A 15,705-nucleotide genomic window follows, 5' to 3' on the forward strand; every position below is an offset into this window, starting at 1 on the left:
CCTTTGGGGGCCGCCTCGGTTATGGAAGCCGCCCCACGCGGTCCGCCGGGCCCACTTCGAGCCAGGTGCAGCGGTCCGGCGGGGTGTCCTGGCCGATGATCCGGTGCGTCGTCCCCAGGAGGAGGCCCGGTGCATCTGTACCGGGGTCATCCCGTTCATCCGGATGCGCGGGAATCCCGGGCCCCCCTCCCCGACCGCCGGGCGGCGGTCTCACCCCCTACTTGGCATCAGCCGCCCACCGCGTTCGCGGCACTCGCCCCCGCGAGCCCCGTCTTCGCCCCCGCCCCGCACAGCGGAACCACCGCCGTCCGCTCCCCGAGCACCCCGCCCCGTACGGCCGCCCAGCAGGCCACGCCCGTGGACTCGACGTACAGCCCGCGCGAGGCCAGGTCCCGCTGGGCCGACGCGATCTGCTCCTCCGTCACCGTCAGGAAGCCGCCGCCCGACGCGCGTACCGCGTGCAGGATCTGGCGGGCGCGCGGTGGGCGGGGGATCGCGATGCCCTCGGCGAAGGTCGACGCCGTCGGGGTCTCGCCGACCAGGTCGTCGGCCCCGGCCCGCCACGCGGCGGCGAGCGGGGCCACCGCCGCGGACTGCACGGCGTACAGGGCGGGTTGGCGCGTGATGAGTCCGGCCGCGTGCAGCTCGCGGACCGCGAGTGCCGCGCCGAGCAGCAGCGTGCCGTTGCCGACAGGGACGACCAGGGCGTCGGGGAGGCGGCCGCCGAGGTCTTCCCAGAGCTCGTGGACGTACGTCTTGGTGCCGTGGAGGAAGTAGGGGTTGTGGACGTGCGAGGCGTAGAACGTGCCGGGTTCGTCGGCTGCGGCGCGGGCGGCCCGCGCCGTGGACTCACGGTCGCCGTCGACGACTTGGAGGCGTGCCCCGTGCGCGGCGATCTGTTCCAGCTTCTTCGGCGACGTACCGGAGGGCACGTACACGGTGCAGTCGAGGCCGGCCCGCGCACAGTACGCGGCGACGGCCGTGCCCGCGTTGCCGCTGCTGTCGGCGATCACCCGGTCGGGGCCGAGGCGCCGCGCGAGGGCGGCGAGCATGACCGCGCCACGGTCCTTGAAGGACAGCGTCGGCATCAGGAAGTCCAGCTTGGCCGAAACCGGCCCCGCCAGCTCCACGAGCGGCGTGCGGCCCTCGCCGAGCGAGATCGCGGGAGCCGGCAGCGGCAGGCACTCCGCGTACCGCCACAGGGAATTGACCCGCCCGGACAGCTTGTCGCGGGGGGCCGGCGTGGGGGAGAAGTCCAGGTCGAGGGGGCCGCGGCAGGCCGGGCACGACCAGGCGGGGGAGTGCGCGGCGATGCGCGTCCCGTCGGTCGGGCAGAAGCGGTCGGGCAGGGCTGTCGTGCCGGTCGCAGAGGTCATGCGCGCAGGCTAGTTGGGGCGTTTGTTGAAGGGGGGACGTGAGAGGTCTGTGGCGTTTGGTGATGGTGCGTCATGACGGGTCCGTGGCGGTCGTGTTACGTCCGGTCCTGACCCTTGTGGGATTCCTATGGATCCGCCAATCTTTCGTCCCGACGGAGGCAAGAGCAGGCATGTTCGCTTGACATGGACCTGTCTTATGTCTCCGTGAGTGTGGGCACCACGGCACCATTCCCCCACCAGCGCACCACCTATTGAGGAGGACCCCTCAGATGGCAGTGATGCGTCAGAACCGCCGAAGACTGGCCGGGATCAGCGCGACAGCGGTCGCGGCCCTCGCCCTCGGCGTCGTCTCCGCCCTCCCGGCCACCGCCCAGCCGGACCGGACGGTAGGCACGATAGAGAACGCCGGCGCTCCCGGCGTGATCAAGAACAGCTACATCGTGAGCCTCGACAAGGACGCTCCGAAGGCCCGCTCCGCCGCGGGCAAGGCCCTCGCCAAGGAATACGGCGCCACGATCGAGCGGACCTACGACAAGGCTCTCAACGGCTACGCGGTCGAGCTCTCCGAGGCCGCGGCGAAGAGGTTCGCCGCCGACCCGGCGGTCGACGCGGTCGTCCAGAACCGTACGTTCACCGCCACCGCGACCCAGACCAACCCGCCGTCCTGGGGCCTGGACCGCATCGACCAGAAGAACCTGCCGCTGGACCAGAAGTACACCTACCCGGACTCCGCGGGCGCGGGCGTCACCGCGTACGTCATCGACACCGGCGTCCGCATCAGCCACACCGACTTCGGCGGCCGCGCCTCCTACGGCTACGACGCCATCGACAACGACAACACCGCGCAGGACGGCCACGGCCACGGCACGCACGTCGCCGGTACCGTCGCGGGCACCCTGCACGGCGTCGCCAAGAAGGCCAAGATCGTCGGCGTCCGCGTCCTGAACAACCAGGGTTCGGGCACCACGGCGCAGGTCGTCGCGGGCATCGACTGGGTGACCAAGAACGCGGTCAAGCCCGCCGTGGCCAACATGTCGCTCGGCGGCGGCGCCGACAGCGCGCTCGACACGGCGGTACGCAACTCCATCGCGTCCGGCATCACGTACGCCGTCGCGGCGGGCAACGAGTCGACCGACGCGTCGACCAAGTCGCCCGCGCGCGTGGCGGAGGCCATCACCGTCGGCGCCACGACCAACACCGACGCACGGGCGAGCTACTCGAACTACGGCAGCATCCTCGACATCTTCGCCCCCGGCTCCTCGATCACCTCGACGTGGAACTCCGGTGACAGCGCGACGAACACCATCTCCGGTACGTCGATGGCCTCCCCGCACGTGGCGGGCGCGGCCGCGATCTACCTGGGCCAGAACCCCACGTCGACCCCGGCGCAGGTCTCCGCGGGCCTGGTCAGCGCCTCTTCGACCGGCGTCGTCACCAGCCCCGGCACGGGCTCGCCGAACCGTCTCCTGAACGTCACCGGGGGTACGACCAACCCGCCGGGCAAGAAGTTCACGAACGACACGGACTACCCGATCGCGGACAACGCCACGGCCGAGTCCCCGGTGACCGTGACCGAGGTCCCGGGCAACGCGCCCGCCGCCCTGAGCGTGCCGGTGGCCATCCAGCACACGTATATCGGCGACCTCCAGGTCCAGCTGATCGCGCCCGACGGCACCGCCTACACCCTCAAGGGCTACGGCACCGGCGGCAGCAGCGACAACATCAACACCACGTACACGGTGAACGCCTCTTCGGAGACGGCCAACGGCACGTGGAAGCTGCGGGTCAGCGACAACGCGGCGCAGGACACCGGGAAGATCGACTCCTGGAGCCTGCAGTTCTGACCCCTGAGGTGCGTGCGTGCTCGCGTACGTGACTCAGTGACCCTCGTCCTCGCGGTACGGCTCCGGGTCGGTGACCCAGCCGGCCGCGAGGACCAGGCGTGAGGTGCGGTGGACGGCGAGGAATCCGAAAGGGCGGTCCACCGTGACCGCGAGCTCGGTCGTCGGATGCGAGGGCAGCCCCATCCAGTCCATGGCGACCGCCGTGACCGCGGCGGCACGGAAGCCCGTCGGGCCGAACGTCGCGGTCGCCGTCTGCCGGGCCGACTCCACCCCGAGGGGCCGGTCGGAGATCCCCGGGAACGAGCCGGGGCGCGGAACGCTCGCCGCGTCCAGGCCGAAGATCCCGGGCGGTGCCTGGAGGTCGTGCTCCGCGTCGAGGGTGAACTCCACGGCGCTCAGCGCCACGTGCGGCGGCTCGTCGCGGGTGTCGGCGAGGGCCTCGCGCAGGACCGCGCCCGGTCCCGCGGGCCCCGGCGCCAGCTCGTCGCCCGAGGTCGTGGGGACGTCGTCCGTGAGCATGCCGAGGCCCGTCGTCAGTACGTCGCCGGGGCTCATCTGCGCCTCGCCGAGCAGCAGCTGAACGTCGACGCCCCCGTACCCGTCCGCATCCGTGTCCGTGTCCGTGTCCGCGGCGCCGCGCAGTGTCACCCCGGTGACGCGGCCGGCCGGGCCGCGGCCGATCCGTACGGCATCCAGGCCCGGGGCCGACCGCTGGAGTCCCGCGATCCGGAGTCCCCGCCACGGTCCGGAGGCGGGGGACAGCGGGTGCCGTTCGAACGGTGTCGCCCACTCCGTGCGCAGTGCGAGCGCGCTCGCCAGGACCAGTTCGGTGTCCGGCGTGAGCTCGGCCGGCACCCGCTCGATCAGCCCGCCCGTCCGCTCCGCCGCCCACGCGTCGAGCGCCGCCGTGTCCACCGCCGGGTCCCCGGTCAGCACGCCCAGGGCGTCCACCGGCACCCCGTCGCGCCACGCGTCCCGCAGCGTCAGGGTGCGCCCGGTCCACAGGCCGAGGGCCGCGTCCATGCCGCGTACGCGGTCCATCGCGGCCAGCAACTCCCGCGCGGCCGAGGCCGCTTCGTCCGTCGGGAGCCCGACCGCCTGGGAGAGCTCCGCGCGGGCCGCACCGGTCGCGCCGTCGGCCAGGAACGCGAGGAGGGGCCAGACGCCCGGCGCCGAGAAGACCGTGCCACGGTCGGCGGACACCGTCGTGGCCCACTTCGAGGTCAGGCCGTTGACGGCCCGTACGGTTCCCCGCACGGCTGCCCGAGTTGTTGAGCTTTGCCGCTGCATTACCTTTTATCCCTCGCCCCGATTACGATGCGCCAAGCTCTCCGCACGACCCGCATCGCCCCTCAGTGTCACCTCGGCGCTGCCCCAGAACCACCCGTACCAGAATCCAGGAGCACGTTACCCGTGGACATACCGCCGCCCCCCGGCCCGAACGCCCCTCCTGGAGGGCAGTCGGCACAGCCGCCGGGCCGGCCCGGGCCTCCCTGGCCGCCGCCACCGCACGGACAGCTCCCGTACCAGCCCTGGCCCGGCCCGTACTCCCCGTACTCCCGGCCGCCGGTGAACGGCTTCGCGATCGCGTCGCTCGTGTTCGGGCTCCTCTGCTTCGTGCCCGCCGTCGGACTCGTCCTCGGCCTCGTCGCGCTCGCGCAGATCAAGAAGAAGGGCGAGCGCGGCAAGGGTCTCGCGATCGCCGGAAGCATCCTCTCCGTAGTGGGCGTCCTGCTGCTCGTCCTCTCCATTGCCACGGGCGCGGCCCGCGACTTCGCCGAGGGGTTCAAGGACGCGGCCCGCGAGTCCCGGCAGAGCGGCGGCGCCTTCCCGATCGACAAGGGCGGCTGTTTCGACGCGCCCGACGGGAAGATCGACTCCATGAAGTACACCTCCCAGGTGGACGGGGTCCCGTGCTCCGGGAAGCACGACGGCGAGGTCTTCGCGTCGTTCCGCGTGGACCACACGGAGTACCCGGGGGAGGACGCCATGGTCGACCTCGCGGAGTCCAGGTGCACCGACCTGCAGTGGGCGTACGTCATGGACACCTGGGCGGACTTCGACGGCGCCGAGATCTACTACTTCATGCCCGACCGGACCACCTGGCGCCACGGCGACCGCCACGGCACGTGCATCTTCGGCGCCTCCGACCCGAAGGAGCCGCTCGAGGGCTCCCTGCGCAGCGACGCGACGACGCTCGACCCGGACCAGCTCGCCTTCGTGAAGGCGGACCTCGCCTTCAGCAAGGAGTACCTGGCGGCGCCCGCGGAGGAGCGGATCGAGGACGACCTCGAAGGGCACAAGAAGTGGGCCGCCCGCGTCGACAAGGGCCTCGCCGAACAGGCACGGCAGCTGCGCGCGCACGACTGGCCGACGGGCACGCGGAAGCACATCGGCAAGCTCGTCACCGAGACCGAAGAGGACCGCGAGGAGTGGGCGAAGGCGGCCAAGGCCTCCGATGCCGACACCTTCTACAGGCATCAGGTGGCGGGCCTTCGGAAAATGGGTGACAAGAGCGCCGTCGCGGCCCGCAAGTCCCTGGGCCTGGCGACGACTTCGCCGCGTGACGCGACTCCGTGGGACGGCCCGGAGACCGGCCTCGACGAGGACCACGGGGACGGCGGCGACAGCGAAGAGGTCTGAGCAGGCGGCCCTGGCTCCGGCGCACCGCCGGCTACCGGAACGCGCCCGAAGGCGTCCGTTGAGGCACCCCCCAGAAGGGACGCCCTTAAGCGCCTTTTGTCTGCTTCTGTGATAGTTCTTCGGCGTGACGTCCGTCGTGCCGCCGCCCGCCGTGACCCGGGTCCTGCTCGTGGCCGCCGGTCTGCTGAACGTGGCGCTCGCCGTCCTCGTCGCCGCCCCGCTGCCCCGCCTCCCGCTCCTGGTGCTCGTCGCCGGCGCGATCACCTCCTGGGGGCTCCTGCTGCTGCCGCCGGGGCTGCTCGGCCTCGCGGGTGCCGCGCTCGCGGCCCGGCGTCACCCCTGGTGTGCGGGGCTCGCCGCGCTCGCCTCCTTCGCCGCCCTCGTCTACGGAGTGATGCCGTACGCGGCCGCGTACGGCACCGCGCGGCAGCAGGGGCAACATCTGACCGCCACGCGGTACTTCGACGGCGTCAACTACGCCAAGGTGCCCGACCGGGCGCGCACCCTCACCTACGCGCGCGTGGGCCGCGGCAACGGGACCCGTGGCGTGCGCGGGGCCCACGGCGCGCACCGCGCGAAGGGGCAGAAGCTCAGGCTCGACCTGTGGGCGCTGCCCAAGCGGGCCGACGTGCGGCGGCCCGCCGTCGTATGGGTGCACGGCGGCGGCTGGAACAAGGGCCACCGCAGCCAGACCCCCGAATGGAACCGCTGGTTCAACGCGCGCGGGTGGTCGGTCTTCGACGTCGACTACCGTCTCGCGCCCCGTGCCACCCAGCTCGACCAGATCGGCGACGTGAAGTGCGCCGTCGGCTGGGTGCGGCGGCACGCGCGCGTGTACGGCATCGACCCCGACCGCCTGCTCCTGGCGGGCAGTTCGGCCGGCGGCAACCTCGCGCTCGCCGCCGCCTACACGCAGGGCGACGGCAGGGTCCCGGCGTCCTGCAAGGTGCGGGACAGCTCGGTCTCCGGCGTCCTCTCCCTCTACGGGCCCACCGACATGCGGCGCCTGATCGCGGGTACCGCACTGCGCCGCGACCCCATGATCCCGCTCCTGATGGGCGGTTCGGCCGCCACCGCCCCCGCCCGCTACCGCCTCGGCTCACCCGCGCGGCTGGTCCGGGGCGACGTACCGCCGACGCTGCTCCTGCACGGAAGCGCGGACCGCGCGGTGCCGGTCGCACAGGCACGCGAACTGGCCCGGCGCCTCAAAGAGGCCGGCGCTCCGGCGACGTACGTCGAACTGCCGTGGGCCGATCATTGTTTCGACGTGAACTGGGGAGGCTGGGGGAGCCAGATCGCACGGGCCGCGACCGAACGTTTCCTCAAGGTCCTCGACCGCTCGCTATATCCGGGGAAAGGCCCTGCGTAAAGACCTGCGCGGGGAGAAATCATCACTTCGGGTGATTCCTTGGCCTTGGGTTGCACGCAACAACCCACGGTTGCCAGGCTGTTGCTGTCTGTCAACCTGATGGGAGTGGCCAGTGACTTTCGGTGAACAGCCGGCGTATCTGCGGGTCGCGGGTGATCTCCGCAAGAAGATCGCCGACGGTTCGCTGCCGCCGCACACCCGCCTCCCCTCGCAGGCCAGGATCCGCGAGGAGTACGGGGTGTCGGACACGGTCGCCCTGGAGGCGCGCAAGGTCCTGATGGCCGAGGGCCTGGTCGAAGGGCGCTCCGGATCGGGTACCTACGTGCGCGAGCGCCCCGTCCCGCGCAAGATCGCCCGCACCGGGTACCGCGCGGTGAACGGCGGCTCGACCCCGTTCCGCCAGGAGCAGGCCGCCGACGGCGTGCGCGGCACCTGGGAGTCCCGCAGCGAGCAGATCGAGGCGAACGCCGCGGTCGCCGAGCGCCTCGGCATCCGCGTGGGCGACCGCGTGATGTGCACCAAGTACGTCTTCCGGGACGCCGGTGAGGTCATGATGCTCTCCACCTCCTGGGAGCCTCTGGCCGTCACCGGGCGCACCCCCGTGATGCTCCCCGAGGAGGGGCCGCTGGGCGGCTGCGGAGTGGTGGACCGGATGGCGGCCATCGACGTGATCGTGGACAACGTCGCGGAGGAAGTGGGCGCCCGCCCCGGCCTCGCGGAGGAGCTCACGGCGCTCGGCGGCGTCCCCGGCCATGTGGTCATCGTCGTCCACCGGACGTACTACGCATCGGGCCGCCCCGTGGAGGCGGCCGACATCGTGGTGCCCGCCGATCGCTACCGGATCGCGTACCACCTGCCCGTGCGGTAGCCGGCCCCGCTGCACGTACTCCCTGGGTGCTCCCTTAGTGCTTCCCTAGCGCGCTCTCAGTACCGGCGCATCCCTGTGCGCCTCCGACGGTCCCCGCCCCGCCCCCCCCGCCTCGTCGTGCGCGAGGGCGGGTTTCGGCTGTCACCACACACCCCTGGGCCCCCTCCCGTTGCGCGCGTAGCCGGAGCCCTGGCCGATAGCGGCCCTCATGCGTACCTCTTTGTGCAAAGTCGTATCCGCTGCGTAAAGGTCGGGCGTAGGCTCGGGCATATGCAGACTGCGGTTTCCTTACAGATCGAGGCGTGGGGTGCGTCGGGGGTGGCGGACGGAGGGGCGCGATGAATGACGGGACAGTTCTGCTGCCCTGGTTCGTGATACGTCAGGACGACAACGGCAATCGCTACCGCGTGGGCAGGTACGCGACGAGGGCCGAAGCCCAGAAGATCGCCGACAGCCTCCACGACCGCGGGTACAAGCAGCTCTACTCGATCGAGAAGCTGAGCCAGAACGGCAGCGGACGCTAAGGCCTTCCGGGGACTCCCGGGGACTCTCGGGGCAGAGCAGTGACCTCCCCGGGACTCGTGCTGCCCCGCCCCCTAGGCTCCGACGCATGAACGAACGCATCGTGGTGGGCGCCGCCCTGTACGACGACGGACGCCTGCTCGCCGCACGGCGCAGCGCGCCCCCTGAGCTCGCCGGAGGCTGGGAACTGCCCGGCGGCAAGGTCGAACCCGGGGAGCGGAGCGAGGACGCGCTGGTGCGCGAGCTCCGGGAGGAGCTGGGCGTCGAGGCCGAAACGACCGGCCGGGTGCCGGGTGAGTGGCCGCTGCCCAACGGCTACGTCCTGCGCGTGTGGACGGCCCGCCTCGTGTCGGGCGAACCCAGGCCCCTGGAGGACCACGACGAGCTGCGCTGGCTGACCCCGGACCAGGTCTGGTCCGTCGACTGGCTGGCCGCCGACGTGCCCGCCGTCGAAGCGGCGCTCGCCCTGCCGCACGCCACGCACTGACCCCGCGTACGCCGTTCGTGCCACAGTGCGCTCCCGTACGCGATAAAGCAGACCGGATATCGGGTATGTGCCCATTAACCCTATGAAACCGGACAGGATCCCGGGCAGGTCCGGCTACTGGTCTGGAAGTGATCGGCGTGATCGACACCGAAGGCGACTGCGCCGAGTGGGCCTTCCCCGCGGACCCCGGCGCCGTCCGCACCGCCCGCACGGTGGTCCGCAAACAGCTCGCCGACTGGGGTCTCGCGTCCGTCGCCGACATCACCGTGTTGCTCGTGAGCGAGCTGGTGACCAATTCCCTGCGTCATGCCTCCGGGCCCATCGGCGTACGCCTCGTGCGCCCCGTGGTCCCCGACGGCGCCCTCCTCGTAGAGGTGTCCGATCCGCTCCCCGACCCGCCCCTGGAGCGCACCGCCGCCCTCGACGACGAGGGCGGCCGCGGTCTCCAGCTGGTGTCCCGATCCTCGCTGCGCTGGGGCACACGTCCGGGTCGTACGGGCAGGACGGGGAAGACGGTGTGGTTCGAGCTGGCGCTGCCGGGTTAGAAGACTGGCAGTGTGCGAGAAGCGTCCTGCACAAGGGCGGCACGGGCCAAAAAGCGTCGAGTCCGTGCTGTGATCGTGAACGCCGTGTGGCGCGGCACCGTAGTGCTGGATACTGCGGTCAGCCGTATGCGGTGACCGGTGCCGGGCGCGGTGAGCTGGAGGGGACGGTTCGCGTGAGCGAGATACCAGCGAAGGCGACGGAGAGCGACGGTCCGTCGGGCGACGCGACGGCCGAGGGTGCGCCGGCCGGCGACGAGCCGAACGCTGACGTGCCGGTCGTCGACGTACCGGTCGACGAGACGTGGCAGAGCAACCCACCCGGTTCGATCTACGACTACATCAAGGTCGCCTCGTTCTCGATCGGCGCCGACGGCCTGGTCGACCAGTGGAGCGTGCGCGCCGAGCGGCTGTTCGGCGTGGCCGCGCGGGACGCCGTCGGCAAGGACCCCATCGAGGCCTTCGTGCCGCCCGAGCTGCGCGCGGGCGGCCACCGCAAGATGGCGGAGATCCTCGACGGACGCGAGTGGACGGGCACGGTGCCCTTCAGGCTGCCCGAGGACGTCCTCGCGCCCGGCGGGCCCGGCGACCCGGGCGCGGGCGGTGAGCGGGGCGCGGGCGGCCTGGAAGGCATCGCCGAGCTGTACGTGATGCCGACCGTGACCGAGGAGGGCGAGCGGGCCGCGGTCTGCATCGTCGTCGACGTCCGGGTGCTCCGGCAGATCGAGACGGACCTCGCCGCGTCTCAGGCCATTTTCGGCCAATCTCCCTTCGGCTTCCTGCTGTTCGGCACGGACCTGAAGGTGCAGCGTGCCAACCGCCGGTTCGCCGCCGTCTTCGGAGGCGGCGTCGAGGACCAGCGGGGCCGGACCGTCCACGACTACCTGCCGCGCCACGAGGCCGACCGCATGGCCGCCGCCCTGAAACGGGTCCTCGAGACCGGCGACTCCGTGACGGACATGCAGATAGTGGGCCCCGCACCCGGCAGCAGCGATCGACGGCACTGGTCGATCAACCTCTACCGCGTGCACAGCGGTTCGGGGCGTCCCATCGGCGTCGCCGGCCTCGGCACCGACGTGACCCGACGGCACGCCGCCGCGCGGGAGGCCGCCCACGCCCGCCGCAACCTCGCCCTGCTGAACGAGGCCGGCGCCCGCATCGGCAACTCCCTGGACCTGGAGACCACCGCACGGGAACTGCTCGACGTCGCCGTCCCCGGCTTCTGCGACCTCGCCTCCGTAGACCTGTACCAAGGCCTCCTCGACGGCGACGAGACACCGCCGGGGCTTGCCGACGGCAGCGCGGACCTGCGCCGCGTGGCCTTCGCGAGCGCCGTCGCCGACGCCCCGTTCCCGGACGGCAGCGCGCCCATAGACGTGGGCGCCGTGCACCGGTTCGCCTTCACGTCGCCCTGCGCCGACGCCCTGCGCGCGGCCCGGCCCCGCCTGGTCACGGGAGCCGACGACGAGTCGGCGAGCCGCCTCACCAAGGGCCTCGTCCAGTCGACGCTCGCCGTGCCGATGGTCGCCCACGACACCGTGGTCGGCCTCGCCCAGTTCTCCCGCACGAAGGGAAGCGAACCCTTCGGAGAGCGCGACCGGGCGCTGGCCGTCGAGCTGGCCGCGCGGGCCGCCGTCTGCATGGACAACGCCCGCCTCTACCGCCGCGAGCACGAGCGCGCGTTGATACTGCAACGCTCCCTGCTGCCGCCCGGCGACCCGGAGGCGTCAGGACTCGACATCGCCTGCCGCTACCTGCCGGGCAACGCCGCGACGGAGGTGGGCGGCGACTGGTTCGACGTCATCGAGCTGCCCGGCCACCGCACCGCCCTGGTCGTCGGCGACGTCATGGGCCGCGGCCTGCGCGCCGCCGTCGCCATGGGAGAGCTGCGCACCGCCGTCCGCACGCTGGCCCTCCTCGACCTGGAACCCGCCGAGGTGCTCTCCGCCCTCGACGAGATCGCCCGGGGCCTCGGCAACCCCGCGGGGCCCCAACAGGCCTCCCGCGGAGCACGCAAGGCGGCGGACGCGGACGCCGACCTCAGCGAGGTCTACCTCGCCACCTGCGTGTACGCGGTCTACGACGCCGTCACGCGCCGCTGCACGTTCGCCAACGCGGGCCACCTCCCGCCCGTCCTCGTCGAGCCGGGCGAATCCGCGCTCATGCTCGACGTGCCGCCGGGCCTGCCCCTAGGCGTCGGGGGCGAGCCCTTCGAGGACGTCGAGGTCGAACTCCCCGAGGGCGCCCTGCTCGCGCTCTACACCGACGGTCTCGTCGAATCCCGCGACCACCCGCTCGACGAGGGCCTGAACGCGTTCGTACGCGCCCTGAACGACGCCCCGACGACCCTGGAGGACGCCTGCGACCACGTCCTGAACACCCTGGACACCCACCACGGAGAGGACGACATCGCCCTTCTGATGGCCCGCGTGGAAGGCCTGCCCACCGAACACGTCGGTGACTGGACGCTGCCGCGCGACCTGAAGTCGGTCGGCCGCGCCCGTGAGCTCGCCTGCGACCAGCTGCGCGCCTGGGACCTGGAGCGGCTCTGCGACACGGCGGAACTGCTGGTCAGCGAGCTCGTCACCAACGCCCTGCGGTACGGCGACGGCGACATCAGGCTGCGTCTCCTGCTCGACCGGACGCTGGTGTGCGAGGTGTGGGACGCGAGCTTCGTGCAGCCGCGCCGCCGCCGTGCGCGGGACACCGACGAGGGCGGCCGCGGGCTCCAGCTGGTCGGGCTGCTCAGCGCGGCGTGGGGCTCGCGCAGGACACCGCGCGGGAAGACGGTGTGGTTCGAACTGGCGCTGCCGGACGGGGACACGGAGCCGATGGACGCGGCGGAGGCGTTGCTGAGCCTGTTCTGACGCGGGGGCCCCTTCAGAGGGGCTGCCGGGGGCCTCTGGCGGTCCCTTCAGAGGCGCCGGGAGGCTCACGTGGTCGCTTTGAGGGCGGCGAGGCGGGCGGTGATCTCCGCCTCGTCCCCCAGGGCGTCCAGCTCCTCGAACTGTGCGTCGAGCGAGGACACGGCCAGCTCCTGCTTGCCGAGGGCCCGCGCCTCCTCGCGCCGCACCTTCTCCTCGAAGCGGCTCAGCTCGCCGGCCGGGTCCAGGACGTCGATGCTCTGGGCCGCGTCCATCATCCGGTTCTGCGCCTGCGCGGTCGTCGCGCGGGCCACCAACTGATCACGCCGCGATTTGAGTTCGGTCAGTTTCGTCTTCATCCGGTCGAGCCCGGACCTCAGCTTCTCCACGACCCCGGTCTGTGAGGCGATCGTCGGCTCGGCGCCCTCCGCCTCCTTCTCGGACTGCAGCTGCCGCCCGAGCGCGACCTTCGCGAGCCGGTCGAACCTGTCGGCCTCCGTGGCGTCGCCGCCCGCACGCAGCTCGTCCGCCTTCTTGCTCGCAGCGAGCGCCTTGCCGCCCCACTCGGCCGCCGCGTCCCGGTCCTCCTTCAGGTCCTGCTCCAGCATCCGCAGATGGCCGATGGTGGTCGCGACCGCCTCCTCCGCCTCCCTGATGTTGTTCGAGTAGTCGCGGATCAGCTGGTCGAGCATCTTCTGCGGGTCCTCGGCCTGGTCGAACAGCGCGTTGAGGTTCGCCTTGGCGAGCTGGGTGACACGGCCGAGGACGGTCTGCTTCGGCATGGCTTCTGCTCCTTGTACGAGGGGCCGGTGCGAGGGTGCCGACGGGGGCGGGAGTGTGTGCGGGGCGCGTCTACGGGGGCGGGCTGGGGTGCGTCTATCGGGGGACGTGTCGCGGCGCGTCTCCCGGGTGGGGCGTCGTCAGAATCTGCCGCCTCCGCCCCTGCGCCCTCGTGTACCGCCGCCGCCGAAGCTGCCGGGGCTGCCCCCTCCGAGGCTGCCTCCGCCGAAACCGCCCCCTCCGTAGCCACCGCCTCCGCCGAAACCGCCTCCTCCGTAGCCACCGCCCCGGCGACCGCCTCCTCCGAAGAGTTCGCCCAGGATGATGCCGCCGAGGACGGCGCCGCCCATGCCGCCGCCCCGGCCACCGCCCCCGCCGAGCCCTCCGTCGGGGTTGCCGTAACCCCGTACGTCACGTTCGGCGAGCTGCTGCGCCTGACGGGCCAGCGCGTCCGCCCGTTGCGCCGCGCCGAGGGCCGCGGTGACATCGCCGCCCTCGGCCGCCTCCGCCTCCGCCAGGTGGCGCCGGGCCTCGGCCAGACGGGTCCGTGCCTCACTGCCGACGGCGCCGCGGTGCGTGGTGACGAAGTCGGTGGCCGCGCCGACGGCGCTGCGTGCGGTGAGCAGGGCCTGGGAGAGCAGGGACCGGGCGCGCCGGTCGGAGACCTCGCGCTCGCGGGCCCCCGTGAGGGCCTCGTCGAGCGCGGCGCCGGCCTCCTCGACCCGGCGCAGGGCGTCGAGCGGGTCGTAGGGCCCCGCTGCCGTCCTGCCGCGCACCTCGGCGACGACCGACTCGGCGCGGGCCACCCGGCCCCTCAGATCGGCCGTGGAGACCCCTGTGGACGTGCCTTCGAGGAGACCGCGCGCGTCGGCGAGGTCCGCCTCGGCGTCGGTGAGCGCTCCCGGCAGCTTCTCGGCGGCCGACGCGAGCTCGGCCGCCAGACGGCCCACGGCGTCCACGAACGTGCCGGCCTGGTCGACGGCGCCCTCGGCGGCGCGCAGGTGGACGGCGGCCTCGCCGTTCTCGCCCGCGTCGAGGCTCTGCCGCGCCCGGTTGAGGTGGGTGGTGGCGAACACGAGCCGGTCCTTGGCCTGCTCGACATGGCCGAGCACCGCGGCGGAGGCGGTCGGCGCGTACTTTTCGCGGAGACCGGAGAGGGTGGTCTCCGCGGCCCCCGTACGTGCTGCGACCTGGCGGAACACGGTCTCCGCGTGCTCCAGGGCCTGCGGGGCGCTCTTCTCCAGGGCGCGCAGTTCGTCGAACCCGGCGGCCTCGGCGTCGAGGCGGCGTCCTGCGTCCGTGCAGCGCGCCACGATCTCCGCCAGCATGCGGCGCCTGGTGGGATCGTCCTCGGGGAAGGCGTCGTCGAGCTCCTGGCGGAGCCGGAACGCCGCCGTCAGCTCCGTCTGCGCGTACGCGAGCGCGTCGGCGAAGGGCCTGGCCGCTTCCTCGCCGAACTGCGCCGTGGCGAAGCCGAGCTCCTCGGTGCTGGTGCGGATCGCGTCGTCGGTCTCCACGAGCAGCAGCCGGGCCTTCTCGTCGAGCTCGGGGAGCGGGGTGGCCTCCTCGGCCGTGTCCTGGCCCCGGCCGCCACCGGGGGTCGTGCGGGTAGTGGCGCGCTTCCTGCGCCGCTTGTACGCGAGCGTGGCGGCGACCCCGGCCGCGCACGCCGCCGCCACGGGGAGGACCAGATCGCCCGTCGCCGAGTCGTCGGCTCCGGAGGTGTCGGCGCCCGGGTCGGCCGGGCCCGGCGTGACCGACGGGGTGGGGACGGGACGGCCGGCGAGCACCGCGCGGTAGCCGTCCGCCGCGCCGATCGCGGCTCCGGCCCAGTCGTTCTCGCGCAGGGCGGGCCTGATCGCCGTGGTCGCCACGTCCCGGAGCTGGGCGTCGGTGAGCCGCGAACCCTCGTCCACGGAGTACGCGAACCGGCGGTCGTGCGTGGCCATGGCGAGGAGCACGTCGTCGAGCCCGAGGCCGTTGCGGTCGGCCGTGGCGTCCGCCCAGCTCTGCGCGGAACGGCCGGAGAAGTCGCGTACGTAGACGACGAAGAGCTGCACGCGCCGGTCGTCGTACAGCCGGTCGAGCGCCTGCCCGGCGGCGTCCGCGCGGTCGCCGAGCGCGTCCGCCTTGTCGGTGACCTGGCCGGAACGGGAGAGCGTGACCGGCTCGTCGGCGACCGCGGGGGAGGCGCTCAGCAGCGGAAACCAGACGAGCAGCACGGCCACCGCGACCACTGCTGCCCGCGCGGCTGTCGACGGGGGCGGCGTCACATTGGGGAGCGTATGGCGGCATACGGGGCTCCGCGACCCGGGGCGTGTGCCGCCCTCAGGGCGTGAGGGGGAGGGACGGCGGGAACTGTGGCCCGGTTCGCTCCGTTGTCGGTTCGTCGTGGCTTCGCGACGTCGTA

Annotated in this window: 12 protein-coding genes; 8 read left to right on the forward strand and 4 right to left on the reverse strand. The window is 72.7% G+C overall.

Annotation, left to right across the window (positions count from 1 at the left end; translation table 11 throughout):
• Positions 1-227 precede the first annotated feature (227 nt).
• A complete protein-coding gene (locus tag AC07DO_RS22215; protein WP_479061940.1) occupies positions 228-1,376 on the reverse strand; it encodes a threonine synthase in 1,149 nt (382 codons plus the stop codon).
• 269 nt (positions 1,377-1,645) lie between these two features.
• Here AC07DO_RS22215 and AC07DO_RS22220 point away from each other — a divergent pair, with 269 nt between their 5' ends.
• Positions 1,646-3,220 carry a S8 family peptidase gene (locus tag AC07DO_RS22220; protein ID WP_479061942.1) on the forward strand — a complete coding sequence of 525 codons (1,575 nt, stop codon included), beginning with the start codon at positions 1,646-1,648 and terminating at the stop codon, positions 3,218-3,220.
• Positions 3,221-3,253: 33 nt separating this feature from the next.
• On the opposite strand, the gene AC07DO_RS22225 is transcribed toward AC07DO_RS22220, so the two are convergent.
• The gene (locus AC07DO_RS22225) at positions 3,254-4,477 is read right to left on the reverse strand and encodes a serpin family protein (RefSeq protein ID WP_479061944.1); all 1,224 of its coding nucleotides are present in this window, start codon (positions 4,475-4,477) and stop codon (positions 3,254-3,256) included.
• A 312-nt stretch (positions 4,478-4,789) separates the two neighbouring features.
• On the opposite strand from AC07DO_RS22225, the gene AC07DO_RS22230 reads away from it, so the two are divergent.
• The 7 genes from AC07DO_RS22230 to AC07DO_RS22260 all read left to right on the forward strand — a co-directional run bounded on the left by AC07DO_RS22230 (position 4,790) and on the right by AC07DO_RS22260 (position 12,518).
• Positions 4,790-5,863, forward strand: a complete 1,074-nt coding sequence (locus tag AC07DO_RS22230; RefSeq protein WP_479061946.1) for a DUF4190 domain-containing protein — start codon at positions 4,790-4,792, stop codon at positions 5,861-5,863.
• A gap of 124 nt (positions 5,864-5,987) precedes the next feature.
• Positions 5,988-7,232 carry an alpha/beta hydrolase fold domain-containing protein gene (locus AC07DO_RS22235; protein ID WP_479061948.1) on the forward strand — a complete coding sequence of 415 codons (1,245 nt, stop codon included), beginning with the start codon at positions 5,988-5,990 and terminating at the stop codon, positions 7,230-7,232.
• A gap of 112 nt (positions 7,233-7,344) precedes the next feature.
• Entirely contained in the window at positions 7,345-8,100 is a 756-nt protein-coding gene (locus tag AC07DO_RS22240) for a GntR family transcriptional regulator (protein ID WP_479061950.1), read from the forward strand.
• Between the two features lie 338 nt (positions 8,101-8,438).
• A complete protein-coding gene (locus AC07DO_RS22245; RefSeq protein ID WP_479061952.1) occupies positions 8,439-8,624 on the forward strand; it encodes an SPOR domain-containing protein in 186 nt (61 codons plus the stop codon).
• An 86-nt stretch (positions 8,625-8,710) separates the two neighbouring features.
• A complete protein-coding gene (locus AC07DO_RS22250) occupies positions 8,711-9,109 on the forward strand; it encodes a (deoxy)nucleoside triphosphate pyrophosphohydrolase (RefSeq protein ID WP_479061954.1) in 399 nt (132 codons plus the stop codon).
• 128 nt (positions 9,110-9,237) lie between these two features.
• The gene (locus AC07DO_RS22255) at positions 9,238-9,654 is read left to right on the forward strand and encodes an ATP-binding protein (protein ID WP_479061955.1); all 417 of its coding nucleotides are present in this window, start codon (positions 9,238-9,240) and stop codon (positions 9,652-9,654) included.
• A gap of 173 nt (positions 9,655-9,827) precedes the next feature.
• Positions 9,828-12,518 carry a SpoIIE family protein phosphatase gene (locus AC07DO_RS22260; RefSeq protein WP_479061956.1) on the forward strand — a complete coding sequence of 897 codons (2,691 nt, stop codon included), beginning with the start codon at positions 9,828-9,830 and terminating at the stop codon, positions 12,516-12,518.
• A gap of 65 nt (positions 12,519-12,583) precedes the next feature.
• Here AC07DO_RS22260 and AC07DO_RS22265 read toward each other — a convergent pair whose 3' ends face one another.
• Both AC07DO_RS22265 and AC07DO_RS22270 read right to left on the reverse strand, forming a co-directional pair.
• Entirely contained in the window at positions 12,584-13,297 is a 714-nt protein-coding gene (locus AC07DO_RS22265; protein ID WP_479061958.1) for a PspA/IM30 family protein, read from the reverse strand.
• 138 nt (positions 13,298-13,435) lie between these two features.
• The gene (locus AC07DO_RS22270) at positions 13,436-15,568 is read right to left on the reverse strand and encodes a TPM domain-containing protein (RefSeq protein ID WP_479061959.1); all 2,133 of its coding nucleotides are present in this window, start codon (positions 15,566-15,568) and stop codon (positions 13,436-13,438) included.
• Between the last annotated feature and the right edge of the window lie 137 nt (positions 15,569-15,705).

Source organism: Streptomyces sp. NPDC045678, from assembly GCF_056432085.1.

Coding starts and splice junctions, on each gene's coding strand:
- AC07DO_RS22215 (WP_479061940.1), bottom strand. CDS start 1,376: ATGACCTCTGCGACCGGCACGACAGCCCTGCCCGACCGCTTCTGCCCG.
- AC07DO_RS22220 (WP_479061942.1), top strand. CDS start 1,646: ATGGCAGTGATGCGTCAGAACCGCCGAAGACTGGCCGGGATCAGCGCG.
- AC07DO_RS22245 (WP_479061952.1), top strand. CDS start 8,439: ATGAATGACGGGACAGTTCTGCTGCCCTGGTTCGTGATACGTCAGGAC.
- AC07DO_RS22250 (WP_479061954.1), top strand. CDS start 8,711: ATGAACGAACGCATCGTGGTGGGCGCCGCCCTGTACGACGACGGACGC.
- AC07DO_RS22265 (WP_479061958.1), bottom strand. CDS start 13,297: ATGCCGAAGCAGACCGTCCTCGGCCGTGTCACCCAGCTCGCCAAGGCG.